General features: G+C 71.2%; 9 protein-coding genes and 1 pseudogene. 5 read left to right on the top strand and 5 right to left on the bottom strand.

All coding sequences use genetic code 11. The features are described 5' to 3' along the window. A pseudogene (locus ACIO3O_RS24160) lies at positions 1 to 229 on the bottom strand (hypothetical protein); the annotation flags it as partial. Between the two features lie 30 nt (positions 230 to 259). Then, entirely contained in the window at positions 260 to 1,243 is a 984-nt protein-coding gene (locus tag ACIO3O_RS24155) for a helix-turn-helix transcriptional regulator (protein WP_401749083.1), read from the bottom strand. A 63-nt stretch (positions 1,244 to 1,306) separates the two neighbouring features. On the opposite strand from ACIO3O_RS24155, the gene ACIO3O_RS24150 reads away from it, so the two are divergent. The 5 genes from ACIO3O_RS24150 (at position 1,307) to ACIO3O_RS24130 (ending at position 10,048) form a co-directional block, all read left to right on the top strand. Further along, positions 1,307 to 2,878 (top strand): MFS transporter, encoded by a 1,572-nt coding sequence (locus ACIO3O_RS24150; RefSeq protein ID WP_401749081.1) that lies wholly within the window; start codon positions 1,307 to 1,309, stop codon positions 2,876 to 2,878. 292 nt (positions 2,879 to 3,170) lie between these two features. After that, positions 3,171 to 3,932, top strand: a complete 762-nt coding sequence (locus ACIO3O_RS24145; RefSeq protein ID WP_401749079.1) for a DeoR/GlpR family DNA-binding transcription regulator — start codon at positions 3,171 to 3,173, stop codon at positions 3,930 to 3,932. Positions 3,933 to 3,937: 5 nt separating this feature from the next. After that, on the top strand, positions 3,938 to 4,885 hold the full coding sequence (gene pfkB, locus ACIO3O_RS24140) for a 1-phosphofructokinase (protein WP_401749077.1): 948 nt from the start codon (positions 3,938 to 3,940) through the stop codon (positions 4,883 to 4,885). A 91-nt stretch (positions 4,886 to 4,976) separates the two neighbouring features. Further along, on the top strand, positions 4,977 to 7,010 hold the full coding sequence (locus tag ACIO3O_RS24135; RefSeq protein ID WP_401749075.1) for a fructose-specific PTS transporter subunit EIIC: 2,034 nt from the start codon (positions 4,977 to 4,979) through the stop codon (positions 7,008 to 7,010). Positions 7,011 to 7,348: 338 nt separating this feature from the next. Beyond that, positions 7,349 to 10,048, top strand: coding sequence for a M4 family metallopeptidase (locus ACIO3O_RS24130; RefSeq protein ID WP_401749073.1), 2,700 nt, complete (start codon positions 7,349 to 7,351; stop codon positions 10,046 to 10,048). Between the two features lie 58 nt (positions 10,049 to 10,106). Here ACIO3O_RS24130 and ACIO3O_RS24125 read toward each other — a convergent pair whose 3' ends face one another. The 3 genes from ACIO3O_RS24125 to ACIO3O_RS24115 form a co-directional block, all read right to left on the bottom strand. Continuing rightward, complete coding sequence (locus tag ACIO3O_RS24125) at positions 10,107 to 10,811, bottom strand: DUF6227 family protein (protein WP_401749134.1); 705 nt, start codon at positions 10,809 to 10,811, stop codon at positions 10,107 to 10,109. Between the two features lie 254 nt (positions 10,812 to 11,065). After that, positions 11,066 to 12,202 carry a P1 family peptidase gene (locus ACIO3O_RS24120; RefSeq protein WP_401749071.1) on the bottom strand — a complete coding sequence of 379 codons (1,137 nt, stop codon included), beginning with the start codon at positions 12,200 to 12,202 and terminating at the stop codon, positions 11,066 to 11,068. Positions 12,203 to 12,214: 12 nt separating this feature from the next. Beyond that, complete coding sequence (locus ACIO3O_RS24115) at positions 12,215 to 13,414, bottom strand: low temperature requirement protein A (protein ID WP_401749069.1); 1,200 nt, start codon at positions 13,412 to 13,414, stop codon at positions 12,215 to 12,217. Positions 13,415 to 13,573: the final 159 nt, after the last annotated feature.

Below are 13,573 nucleotides of genomic sequence, written 5' to 3'. Positions count from 1 at the left end.
CGAGTCCGCGGTTCACCACGCCGAGTCCGCGGTTCACCACGTCGAGTCCGCGGTTCACCACGTCGAGTCCGCGGTTCACCACGTCGAGTCCGCGGTTCACCACGTCGAGTCCGCGGTTCACCACGTCGAGTCCGCGGTTCACCACGTCGAGTCCGCGGTTCACCACGTCGAGTCCGCGGTTCACCACGTCGAGTCCGCGGTTCACCACGTCGAGTCCGCGGTTCACCACGTCGAGTCCGCGGCTCCCCGCCAAGCGGTGTCACGTCACCGGGCCGACCGCCCGCCCGATCCGCGCGCCCAGCGACGCCAGGTACTCCACCAGCGCGGGCGGCTCCTCGACGGTGAACTCGCAGTCCACCAGGGCCAGCCGCAGCCCCACCCACTCCGGCGAGTCGCCCAGCTCCACCTCCAGGCGGCAGGTGTTCTCGCCGGTGGGGACCGGAGCCCCCATCGCGTGCGGCAGCCGCGCCGCGACGAAGGCGGCAGGGGCCTCGAACGTCGCCACCAGCCGGAACGGCTCGTTCCGGCCCGCACCGCCCAAGGCCTTCATCGACTGCCGCAGGAAGTCCGCCGCGTTCCCCGTCGGCAGCCCCCTCGGCACGAACCGCGCCCCCGTCGCGAACGGCTCGCTCACCCGGTCCACCCGGAACGTCCGCCAGTCCTCGCGGTCGATGTCGTATGCGACGAGGTACCAGCGGCGTCCCGTGCTGACCAGCCGGTGCGGCTCGACCAGGCGCTTGGTGGCCGTGCCGTCGCCGGAGCGGTAGGCGAACCGCAGCCGCTCCTGCCCGGCCGCCGCCCCCGCCATCACGGTCAGCGTCTGCGGGTCGATGCTCGCCCCGTCGCCGCTGGTCAGCGGAACCGTCGCGGCCTGGAGCGCCGAGACCTGGTGGCGCAGCCTGGACGGCAGCACCTGCTCCAGCTTGGCGAGCGCCCGTACCGACGCCTCCTCGATGCCCTCGACGGCGTGCCCGGCGCCGGCCCGCAGGCCCACCGCGATCGCCACCGCCTCCTCGTCGTCGAGCACCAGGGGCGGCATCGCCTTGCCCGCGACCAGGCGGTACCCGCCCTCCGCGCCCATCGTCGCCTGCACCGGATATCCCAGGTCGCGGAGCCGGTCGATGTCCCTGCGCACGGTGCGGCGCGAGACGTCGAGACGGTCGGCGAGTTCGCTGCCCGGCCATTCGCGGGGCGTCTGGAGCAGCGAGAGCAGTTGCAGCAGCCGTGCCGGTGTGTCGGTCATAACACCCAGGATGCGGGGGATGTGGGACACAGTGTGTCCTACATGGGGACTAACGTCTTCGACATGACATCAGCACCCCCGTCGGGGACTCCCGCAGCGTCTCCGATATCTGCCGCAGCACCCGTCACCGAGGTAACCGCGTCCGGCGACCGCCGTCGCTGGTTCGCGCTCGCCATCGTGATGACCGCCGCCTTCATGGACCTGGTCGACGTCACGATCGTCAACATCGCCATCCCGAGCATCCAGGGCAGCCTGGGCGCGACCTTCAGCGCCATCCAGTGGATCACCGCCGGTTACGCGCTGGCGTTCGCCGCCGGGCTGATCACCGGCGGGCGGCTGGGTGACATCTACGGGCGCAAGCGGCTGTTCCTCATCGGCATCGGCGGCTTCACCCTCGCCTCCGCGCTCTGCGGCTTCGCCGCGAACCCGGACGTGCTGGTCGCCTCCCGCATCCTCCAGGGTGCGACGGCGGCGCTGATGGTCCCGCAGGTGCTGTCCATCGTGCACGCCACCTTCCCGGCGCACGAGCGCGGCAAGGTCTTCGGCCTGTTCGGTGCGATCGTCGGCCTCGGTGCGGTGACCGGCCCGCTGCTGGGCGCGCTGCTCACCGAGTGGAACCTCTTCGGCCTCGAATGGCGCCCGATCTTCCTGATCAACCTGCCTGTCGGCATCGCCGGGCTGATCCTGGGCGCCAAGTTCATCACCGAGTCCAAGGCGCCGCGCGCGCTGAAGCTGGACCTGCCGGGTGTCGCCCTGGTGGTGCTGGGCCTGCTCGCACTGATTTACCCGCTGACCCGGGGCCGCGAGCTGGACTGGCCGCTGTGGGGCTACCTGTCGATGGCGGGCAGCCTGGTGATCCTGGCCGTGTTCGTCGCGTACGAGAAGTGGAAGACCCGGCGCGACGGGTCGCCGCTGGTGGAGCTGTCGCTGTTCAGGGTGAAGAGCTTCGCCGCGGGTATCGCCGTACAGCTGACCTTCGGTGTCTTCAGCGGCATCTTCTTCATGGTGTGGACGCTGTACATGCAGATCGGGCTCGGCTGGAGCGCGCTGCGCGCGGGTGTCACCGGCATCCCCTTCTCCATCGCGGTCTCGGTGGCGGCGGGCATCTCCGTGCAGAAGCTGGTGCCGCGCTTCGGGCGCAAGGTGCTCCAGACGGGCGCGCTCACCATGGCGACCGGTCTGCTGCTCTACATCTGGGAGGCGAACCACTACGGTGCGGGCATCTCCTCCTGGCAGATGGCGCTGCCGCTGATCGTGATGGGTCTCGGCATGGGACTGATCGTCGCGCCGCTCACCGACGCGGTGCTGTCCGAGGTGCCCAAGGAGCACGCGGGCTCGGCGTCGGGCCTGATCAACACGACCGGGCAGACCGGCAACGCGTTCGGCATCGGCCTGGTGTCGGTGGTCTTCTTCGGTGTCATCGACGACAAGCTGGAGCTGGCGAAGGGCGCCAAGAGCGCGATCGGACCGGCGTACGTGGACGCGTTCCAGAGCGCACTGGGCTGGGTCGTCGGCGTCCTCCTGGTGATCTTCCTCCTGATGTTCGCCCTGCCGAAAAAGACCGCGGGCCACACGGCTCCCGAGCCCGCCGCCCCGGCCGACGACCTCCACAAGGAGCCCGCCCTGACGGCCTGACGCCCCTTTAGGGGCGCGGGGCTGTGTCGATGTGCGGCTCCACCGCGTGGGCGCGAGCAACCACGACGTACCCGCAGGGAACCGTGCAAGCCGCGCGGCAGGCGCTTTAGGGAAAGGGGCGGGTCCGGGGCCTCTCTTGCTCAGGCAGGAGACCCCGAACCCGCCCCTTTCGCTTCGGGAAGAAAGCCCGTTCATGCCCGAACGAAGCCCACTTGTGTTTACTTATGCCCCCCATCGGGCGTACCCTGCCGGAGAAACCACAAGTTCGGGCATCGAACGGACGTAACCCCCCATGTACGCACCCGAGCGCCAGCAGGAAATCCTCCGCCTCGCCCGCGAGGGCGGCCGCGTCGACGTCCTCTCCCTCGCCGACACCTTCCAGGTCACCGCCGAAACCGTCCGCCGCGACCTCAAGGCCCTCGACCGGGCAGGACTCCTGCGCCGGGTGCACGGCGGCGCCATCCCGGCCGGACGGCTCGACTTCGAACCCGACCTCGCCGAGCGCGAGAGCGCCGCCGCCGACGAGAAGGACCGCATCGCGCAGGCCGCGACCGCCGAACTGCCCACCGAGGGCAGCGTCGTCCTCGACGCCGGTACGACGACGGCCCGGCTCGCCGCGCTGTTCCCCCTGGAGTGCGGCCTGACCGTCGTCACGCACTCCCTGCCGGTCGCCGCCCGCCTCGCCGACCACCCGGGGATAGACCTCCACCTGGTCGGCGGCCGGGTCCGCCACCGCACGCGGGCCGCCGTCGACGCCTGGGCCCTGCGCGCGTACGGCGAGATCCGCGCCGACGTCGTCCTCCTCGGCGCCAACGGATTCTCCGTACGTCACGGCCTGACCACCCCCGACCTCGCCGAAGCGGCAGTCAAGCGGGCGGTGATCGCCTCGGCCCGCCGGGTCGTGCTGCTCGCCGACTCCGCCAAGCACGGACAGGAGCACTTCGCGCGGTTCGGCGACCTCGCGGACGTGGACCTGCTGATCACCGACTCCGGGCTCGGCCCGGAGGACGCCGCCGCCATCGAGGCGGCCGGAACCGAAGTACAGCGAGTGTGACCCCCATGATCCTGACCGTCACCCCCAACCCCAGCCTGGACCGCACCTACGAGGTCCCCACCCTGATGCGGGGCGAAGTGCTGCGGGCCACCTCCGACCGGATGGACCCCGGCGGCAAGGGCGTCAACGTCTCGCGCGCGGTCGCCGCCGCCGGACACGACACCCTCGCCGTCCTCCCGCTGGGCGGCGCCCCCGGCGCCCTCGTCGCCGAACTCCTGCGCGCGGAGGGCATCGCGGTCGCACCAGTGCCGGTGACGGGGCAGACCCGCTCCAACATCTCCGTCGCCGAACCCGACGGCGCCCTCACCAAGATCAACGCGGCGGGGCCCGAGCTCACGGCCACCGAGTCCGAGGCGCTGCTCGACACCGTGCGCGCGCACTCCGCCGACGCCGACTGGATCGCCTGCTGCGGCAGCCTGCCGCGCGGCCTGGCCCCCGAGTGGTACGCCGCCCTGGTGGCCCGCGCGCACGAGGCGGGGGCGCGGATCGCGCTCGACACCTCGGGGCCCTCCCTGCTGGCGGCCCTGCGCGAGCGCCCCGACGTGGTGAAGCCGAACGCCGAGGAACTCGCCGAAGCCGTCGGCCGTCCGCTCACGACGGTCGGGGACGCCGTCGAGGCGGCCGAAGAGCTGCGCGCCCTGGGCGCACGCTCGGTGCTGGCCAGCCTGGGCGCCGACGGACAGCTCCTGATCACCGGTGCCGGTGCGTGGTTCGGCTCGGCGACGGTCGATGTCGTACGGAGCAACGTCGGCGCCGGCGACGCCTCGCTGGCCGGGTTCCTGGCGGCCGGGGGCGAAGGCCCCGAGGCCCTCGCCGCGGCGGTCGCGCACGGTGCGGCGGCGGTACGGCTGCCGGGCAGCGTGATGCCGACCCCGGCGGACCTGGACCCGGCGGCGGTCACGGTGACGGCCGACGTCCCGCTGGACCGCACCCTGACGGAGCCCGCGACATGACACCCCCGAACGTCCCGCAGCCTGCCGCACCCCTTCCCGCACCCTCCGCATCCGTGCGGACATCCGTGACATCCGTGCAAAGGAGCCCGCGATGAGCCAGATGATCACCGCGGACCTGGTCGACCTCGACCTGGCCGCCGACACCAAACAAGAGGCGACCCGTTCGCTGGCGAGCAGGATGGTGGGGCTCGGCAGGGTCACCGACCTCGACGGCTTCCTCGCGGACGTCGCGGCCCGGGAGGCGCAGATGCCGACCGGCCTGGAGGGCGGCATCGGCATCCCGCACTGCCGCAGCGCCCACGTCACCGAGCCGACACTCGCCTTCGGCCGCAGCGCCTCCGGCGTCGACTTCGGGGCGACGGACGGCCCGGCGGACCTGATCTTCCTGATCGCCGCCCCGGCGGGCGCCGACGACGCCCACCTGACGATCCTCTCCAGCCTGGCCCGGCACCTGATGAACACGGAGTTCACGGACGCGCTGCGGGCGGTGGGCCACCCGGAGACGGCGGCGGCGCTGATCCGGGGCGACGAGGCACCGGCCCCGGCGGCGCAAGCACCGGCACCGGTGACGGCGGAAACGCAAGCACCGGCCCCGGTGACCGCGCAAGCACCGGCCCCGGTGTCACCGCAGGCCCCCGACGCCGGAACCCCCTTCCGTATCGTCGCCGTCACCTCCTGTCCCACCGGCATCGCGCACACCTACATGGCCGCCGAAGCCCTCGAACAGGCGGGCAACGGCGACGGCGTGCAGCTCACCGTCGAGCCGCAGGGCTCCTCCGGCTTCACCCGCCTCGACCCGGCGGTCATCGCCGCGGCCGACGCGGTGATCTTCGCCCACGACGTGCCGGTACGGGACCGTGAGCGCTTCGCCGGGAAGCCGACCGTCGACGTCGGCGTCAAGGCGGGCATCAACCGTCCCCTCGAACTCATCGCCGAGGCCAGGGAGAAGGCCGCCAGGGGAGACGTTTCCGCAGCACCCGCGAAGGGGACCCCGGTCGAGGAGTCCGGCGAGGCCGACGAGAGCTACGGCGCCAAGCTCCGCACCTGGCTGATGAGCGGCGTCAGCTACATGGTGCCGTTCGTCGCGGCGGGCGGGCTGCTGATAGCGCTCGGCTTCGCCATCGGCGGTTACAAAATCGACAAAGCGCCTTCCGTGATGGAGCACTTCGCCTGGGGCGACCACACCAGCTGGGCGGCGCTGCTGTTCCAGATCGGCGGCCTGGCCTTCGCCTTCCTGATCCCGGTGCTGGCGGGTTACATCGCGTACGGCATGGCGGACCGGCCAGGACTCGTGCCCGGCTTCGTCGGCGGCTCGATCGCGGTCACCATCAAGGCGGGCTTCCTCGGCGGCCTGGTCGCCGGTCTGCTCGCGGGCGCGGTCGTCCTCGCGATCCAGAAGGTGCGCATCCCGGCCGCCCTGCGCGGCATCATGCCGGTCGTGGTGATCCCGCTGATCTCCTCGATCGTGGTCGGCTTCCTGATGTTCCTGGTCATCGGCGAACCGATCGCGAAGCTCCAGTCGGCGCTGACCGACTGGCTGGGCAGTATGTCCGGTACCAATGCGATCGTATTGGGCGTCATCCTCGGCCTGATGATGTGCTTCGACCTCGGCGGCCCGCTCAACAAGGTCGCGTACGCCTTCGCCATCGGCGGCATCGCCGACACCCCCAACGACGGCAACCTCAAGGTCATGGCCGCGGTGATGGCCGCCGGCATGGTGCCGCCGCTGGCGATGGCGCTGGCCACCACCGTGCGCGGCAGGCTGTTCACCAAGACCGAGCGCGAGAACGGCAAGGCCGCCTGGGTGCTCGGGGCGTCCTTCATCACCGAGGGCGCGATACCGTTCGCCGCCGCCGACCCGCTGCGCGTCATCCCCGCGTCCATGGCGGGCGGCGCGGTCACCGGCGCGCTGTCGATGGCCTTCGACAACACCCTGCGCGCCCCGCACGGCGGCGTGTTCGTGGCCCCGCTGGTCGGCAACCCGCTGCTGTACCTGGTGGCCGTCGCCGCCGGTGTGGTGGTGACCGCCGGACTCGTCGTCCTCCTCAAGGGCATGCGCCGCAAGCCGTCGGCCGCACCCGCCCCGCAGCAGCCGGAGGACAAGAAGGTGGCCGTCGCCGCCTGACCGCAGCTCCACCCCGACACCGGGAACCCGCTCCTGTGCACACCGTGCACGGGGGCGGGTTTTCGCCGTACGGGTGCACCTGTGACAGCCGTACGAAAGGGACGTACAAAGCGAATATGAACCGTATGTGAACGGCAGTTGGCCGAAACCATTCGACCAATGACAGCGCTATCACGGTCAACTGCGCCCAAGCCGGACGGCCTTACGTCCCTCATTCGGACAACCGTCCGCAAGTGACTCCTGCAACCCCTGTGCACCGGTGAGGATGACACACCGTCGACCTTGTCATGCTCACCTCTCGCCCCGGAGGCCCGGTGTCCAGACGCTCCACACCCCCCTTGCCCAGAGCCGCCGCGGCACTCGCCGCAGCCGCCCTCCTCGCGGGCCTGACCGCCCCGCAGGTCTTCGCGGCACCCGCCGCGCCCGCCGACCCCGACCCGGTTCCGGCGACCGTCGCGGGAGAGGGCACCAAGGCGCCGCGCCTGGTGACCGGCCTCGCCGAGGACGCCGGCGGCGGCAACGCGGAGAGCGCCGCCCGTCGGCACCTCGCCGCCAACTCCGGCCGCTACCACGTCAGCACCAAGGCCGCCGACCTCAAGGCACTGCCGCACACCGGCACCACCGTGCGCTTCCAGCAGTACCACCAGGGCGTCGCGGTCCTCGGCGCGCAGTACCTCGTGCACCTCCAGGCCCAGGGCGCCGACCGCGACGTCACCGGCGCCGGCGGCACGTACTTCACCGACCTCACGGTCGACACCACGCCCACCCTCGACCCGAAGGCGTCGAAGGGCCGCGCGCTCGCCACCGTCACCGACCCGCGCGCCCGCAAGGCCGCCACCGCCGAGGAGCACGGCCTGGTGGTCCTGCCCGGCGGCGTCGGCAGCGCCGGAAAGTCGGGCAGCCTCACCCGGCACTACACCGTCACCCACACCGACGTGAACAGCGGCGAGGAGCAGACCCGCGAGGTGTACGTCGACGCGCACACCGGCGCCGTCACCCTCCAGCACACGTCGCAGATGCACGCCGAGACCCCCGCCACCGGCACCGGCGTCGACGTGCACGGCACGACGCAGCCGATCAACGTCGCGAAGCAGGACGACGGCACGTACCGCCTCTCCGACCTCACCAACCCCACCCGCATCGACACCTACGACGCGGAGGGCCGCCCCTCGGGGCAGTTCAACGGACGGATGCCGGCCGGGATGAAGCCCATGCCGAACCCCACCGCCGACTACCCCGCGGCCGCCGGCGAGACGGGCGCGGTCAACGCGCACATCAACTCGGCCAAGGTCTACGACTTCTACAAGAAGAAGTTCGGCCGCGAGGGCATCGACGGCAAGGGCGGCACGATCCTCTCCGTCGTCAACGTCCGCTCCTCCAGCGGGAAGCCGTACCTGAACGCCTTCTGGGACGGCACCAAGATGGTGTACGGCGGCGGCGGTCCCGACTACTACTCCTTCGCGGCCGCGATGGACGTCGCCGGACACGAGATGACGCACGGCGTCATCACCAACAGCGCCAACCTCATCTACATCAACCAGTCCGGCTCCATCAACGAAGGCCTCGCCGACTACTTCGGCAACGCCATCGAGGCCGACGCCAAGGGCACCCCCTCCACCGACCCGAACGCCGGGCTCGTCGGCGAGGACCTCTGCCGCAAGGGCACGCCCAAGGAGTGCGCCCTGCGCGACCTCAACGACGGTCGCAGCGCGGTCAAGGACTACATCGGCCTGCCCGTCAATGTCGACAACGGCGGCGTGCACTACAACTCGACGATCTTCGCCGGTGCGCTGTGGGACATCCGCGAGCAGCTCTCCGCGACGACCGCCGACAAGCTGGTCTACAAGGCACTCACCGAGTACATGACGCCGCTGGACGACTTCGCCGACGGCCGCGACGCGATCCTGGCCGCCGGAAAGGCGAGCAAGCTCTCCAAGGCCGACCTGCGCAAGGTCGCCCGGGCCTTCGACCAGCACGGGATCTTCCGGGGCTGGGAGAAGAAGACCGGCACCGACAGTGAGGCCCTGGTCAAGAACGTCACCGACCAGAACTCCATCCCGGCGGCCGAGGGCGGACGCTACGTCGTCTCCAACTCCGACCCGACGGGCGACTCGCTGCCCGGCCTCTACGCCGGACGCACCGACGGCGGCGGCAAGCCGAAGCGGCTCACTCCGGACGACGGGCGCTGGTACGTCTACCCGGCCACCGACGGCAAGAAGTTCGCCGCGATGGCGATGAGCATCAAGGACAACGCCATCGACACGATGGACGTCGTCACCGGCTCGGTCAAGGGCGGACCGCTGACGACCCTGTTCAGCAGCAAGACCGAGCAGACCACCGAGATCAAGATGGACGGCGACCACATCGCGGTCCTCACCACGGACTTCAGCGCCGGGGAGTCGTTCCTCTACACCTCGTACAAGGGCTCGCCGCTCAAGCGCGTGGAGACCATCCCCGCCGACCACGGCGTCTGGGCGCTCACCGTCAAGGACGGCAAGCTGGGCTACACCGAGTACTGGACGGCGGCCAAGGGCACCCTCTTCGTGCCGACCGTCACCGACATGCTCACCGGCAAGGTCGTGAAGCAGTTCCTTCCGGCCGACCAGACCGGCGCCACCTCGCCGCTGATCAACGGCACCACCCTGGTCAAGGGCAAGCTGGTGTGGGCGTCGAAGGGCCGGGCGGCCGGTGCGAAGACCGCCATCCAGGCCGGGTCGCTGAGCGGCGCGGGCACCGTGACGGACGTCGTCCCGGCGACCTCGCCGGACGCCCCGGCGACTGCACAGCTCACCGCCTCCGACCGGTACGTCACCTACGCCGACCTCGGCGGCGTCGAGGCGGACAACGCCAAGCTGCCGAAGCTCAAGCAGGTGTCGCTGAACCGGCCGGGCACCGCGGTGCGGGTCTCCTGCAACCGGGGCATGCAGTGGTACCCGGACGCGGACGGCGACGGCCGCCAGGTGGTGTGGATCGACGGTACCGCGGGCGCCACGGACATCGTGACCCGCTTCGCGCCGACCCACCGCACCTGCAAGTGAGCGCCTAGCAGAGGCGGTTGACCGGCCCGGTCACGGCCCGTCCGGTCAACTCCAACGGTCACCGCACCCGCCCGCGAAGCCCCATCGCTTCGCGGGCGGTGTGCTTGTCCGCGTACACCTCGCACATGTGCCGCCCGTCCGGTGTCGCCGTGTGCTCGACCTCCCAGAGGCTGAACTCGCTGCCGTCCAGCAGCAAGAACGCGTGCTCGTACAGCGTGAAGCCCACCTCCCTTCCCTTGATGCGGCACTGCCGCCCGTACACCTGCGTGATCTCGTGGGCCAGCGCGTCCCTGAGCAGCCGGGCCGTCTCCTCGCCGGGCCGGTCCGTGTTCTCCGCACGGCGCAGGACGCGGCGGGCGTGGTCGGCGGAGTTGTCCGGCACGAAGGAGCGCCGGGCCCGGCGGCCGGGGTGGGCGACCAGGCCGGAGAGCGTGTCGGGCTCGCTCTCCAGGTGCTCGGGGAACATCGGCGGCTCGTCGGGGTGCGAATCGCCCCGGTGCGTCAGCCGGTTCGCGGCCGGCTTGGCATCGGCGAGGTCCGTGTACAGCTCGTGCTGGACGTGCCGGTCGCGGCCCGCGTTGTGCACCAGTTCCCACAGGGTGAGGGAGGACCCGTCGGTGAGCAGGAACGTGTGCCGGTACAGGGAGCGTCGCAGGCCGGAGCTGTGGTGGGAGGAGCGCAGCGAGGAGCTGTGCGCCAGCGCCGACTGGAGGCGCTCGACGGTCTCGTCGGGCAGGTCGAAGGAGTTCAGCGCGCGGCCCAGGAGGTGCCCGAGGTGCTCCTCGGTGGTTTCGAGGCCTTCGTGCTCGTCACGGCCGTCGCTCTCGTCGAGGCCGTCGCTCTCGTACTCGTACGGATCGTTCAAGGCTTCTCCAGGCCGTCGCCGCGTGTAACGCTCTCGGAACTCAAAGTAGCCGGTGGGTCTGACATCGCGCCCCGGGAATGGCACTTATTTGCCTCTGAACGAAGGGCGGTGTACGAGAGGTTCCCGCAAACCGCCCCCGAAATACCGCAGTTCTACGATTCGCTCCGACCCGGGGCAGAGCTCCCGGTATGCCCCTCGGGGTAGAGGTCCCGGTACGCGGGGAACACCCCGCCGGGACCGTCGACGCCCTCGGCCGCCCGCACGGCCTTCACGATCGCCCGCGTCACCGTGTCCGCGCCCGCCGCCAGCACCTCGTTGAGGGCGGCGGCCGTCACCTGGGCGGCGAACTCCGGATGCTGCTCGGCGGCCAGTGGTCGCGCCCCCGTGGAGAGCGCGAAGACCGTGTCGCCGTCGGTCAGTTGGTGCACCGGCCGCAGCGCGCGGGCAAAGCCGTCGTGCGAGGTCCCCGCCAGCTTGTGCGCCTGCGCGCGGGTGAGTGCGGCGTCGGTGGCGACGACCGCGAGGGTGGTGTTCAGCGGGGGGCGCACGGAGGCGGCGTACCGTCGCGCGGATTCCTCGCGCGCCTCCTTGGTGCGGCGTACCGCCGCCCGGTGCACCTCCTCGCGCGGGTACGTCACCGGTCCCTGGAGGTACTCCCCGTACAGCACGCCGGTCAGCGGGTCGACGGGGGAGCCCGCCGCGTTCACCACCACCAGCGCCGCCACCGTCGCCCCCGAGTCCAGCCGCACGCTCGCGGTGCCCACGCCGCCCTTGAGCCCGCCCGCCACCGCACCGGCGCCGGCGCCCACCACGCCCTGTGCCACCGGAGCACCGGGACTGGTGCTCGCGGCGTCCTCCACGGCGGCACGCCCCGTCGCCGCGGCCGGGCGGCAGTGCCAGTCGCCGCCGCGCCCCAGGTCGAAGAGGCAGGCGGCGGGCACCACAGGTACTACCTGTGCCGGGTCGAGGCCTATGCGGTAACCCCGCCGGTGCTCCTCCAGCCAGGCCACCACGCCGGACGCCGCGTCGAGCCCGTACGCGCTGCCGCCGGTGAGCACGATCGCGTCGGTGCGCTGCACCAGGTTGCGCGGGTCCAGGGCGTCCGTCTCACGGGTGCCGGGTCCGCCGCCCCGGACGTCCACGGCGGCGGTGAAACCGCCCTCGGGGCCGAGCACGACGGTGGTTCCGGTCAGGGCGCGGGCTCCCGCCACGCGCGCGTGGCCGACCCGGAGGCCGGCCACGTCGGTCAGTGCGTCATACGGTCCCGGCTTGCCGGTGAAGGTGTCCATGGACCCGGCGTATCACGCCATCTGCGGCTTGCGAAGGCTCGCGCTGTCCGGCCGGTTCGACAGCAGCACGCCGATCATGACGGCCACCGCCATGACGACGCCCGCGGCGAGCACCCCCCAGGTGCCCAGGAACGTGCACGCGAGCACCACGACCACCGTCACCGGCATCAGCGCCTTCTCCGCCGTGTCCCGCTTGAAGTGCCGGGCCTGGAGGAACCAGCCGGTGAGCAGGAACAGCGCCGTGGGGAGGGTCACCGCCGCCGTCGCCGCGACGGGGGAGATGTGCGCCTTGCCGGTGACCTGTTCGACCGCGACCTCGATGCCCGCGCCGATGGCGGCCGCCGATCCGAGGATGAGCAGGTGACCGTAACCCCAGGTGAGGGCGTGCCCCATGGTGGTGAGACGTTCCTGCGAGGGGGAGGCGAAGTAGATCCACCAGGCGGCGAAGACGACCAGCAGGCCGCCGCCGGCGATCGACAGCAGTTCGCCCAGCGCCTCGTGCTCGTCGAGGCCCTCCTGCACGGCGATGGTGGCCGCGGTGATGGACTCGCCCAGCACGATGATGGTGAACAGGCCGTACCGCTCGGCGATGTGGTGCGGGTGCCAGGAGGTGCGGAAACTTCTTTCGGCGATCGGCGGGACGCTCAGCTCGGCCAGACCCAGGATCACGAAGAAGTACGGGCGCGCGCCCTCCGGTGCGAACAGCATCGCCAGCCAGCCGATCTGGCAGATCACCAGTCCGGTCGCGTAGGTGAGCGCCATGGTGCGCTCCGCGCCGCTGTTGTGCCGGGCGACGCGCAGCCACTGGCAGGTCATCGCCAGCCGCATGACGACGTAACCGACGATGCACACCGTCCAGTTGCCGTCGTCGAAGGCGCGCGGGATGCCGGCCGCGAACACCAGGACGCCCGCGATCTGCACCAGTACGGCGACGCGGTAGAACACGTCGTCGTTGTCGTAGGCCGAGGCGAACCATGTGAAGTTCATCCAGGCCCACCAGATCGCGAAGAAGACCAGGACGTAGCCCAGTACGCCGCTGCCGTAGTGGCCCTCCGCGACGGCGTGCACCAGACGCACGCCCGCCTGGGCGACGGCGACGACGAAACACAGGTCGAAGAACAGTTCCAGCACGGTGGCCGCGCGGTGTCCCTCGTCGGGGCTGCGCGACGTCATCCGGCGCAGCAGGCCGGTCGGGGCGGTCGGATGGCTCATAGGTACCAAGAGACCAGAGGAGGCGGCCGAGCGCGCGCGGAAAGGGCTCCCGGGGGTGGGGCGCGAGGTGATCGCGTACCGGCCGGAAATCTTTTGTGAATGCATTCACAAGCGAACTAATGACTTTAGTCCCTGATGAAGGTGCAGGTCAGAGGGGTG

This window comes from Streptomyces sp. NPDC087440 (assembly GCF_044744005.1).
Taxonomy (GTDB): domain Bacteria; phylum Actinomycetota; class Actinomycetes; order Streptomycetales; family Streptomycetaceae; genus Streptomyces.
The sequence above is the reverse complement of the archived record's forward strand: the minus strand, read 5'-3'. Positions and strand labels throughout refer to the sequence as shown.

Coding starts and splice junctions, on each gene's coding strand:
- ACIO3O_RS24155 (WP_401749083.1), bottom strand. CDS start 1,243: ATGACCGACACACCGGCACGGCTGCTGCAACTGCTCTCGCTGCTCCAG.
- ACIO3O_RS24150 (WP_401749081.1), top strand. CDS start 1,307: ATGACATCAGCACCCCCGTCGGGGACTCCCGCAGCGTCTCCGATATCT.
- ACIO3O_RS24145 (WP_401749079.1), top strand. CDS start 3,171: ATGTACGCACCCGAGCGCCAGCAGGAAATCCTCCGCCTCGCCCGCGAG.
- pfkB (WP_401749077.1), top strand. CDS start 3,938: ATGATCCTGACCGTCACCCCCAACCCCAGCCTGGACCGCACCTACGAG.
- ACIO3O_RS24135 (WP_401749075.1), top strand. CDS start 4,977: ATGAGCCAGATGATCACCGCGGACCTGGTCGACCTCGACCTGGCCGCC.
- ACIO3O_RS24120 (WP_401749071.1), bottom strand. CDS start 12,202: ATGGACACCTTCACCGGCAAGCCGGGACCGTATGACGCACTGACCGAC.
- ACIO3O_RS24115 (WP_401749069.1), bottom strand. CDS start 13,414: ATGAGCCATCCGACCGCCCCGACCGGCCTGCTGCGCCGGATGACGTCG.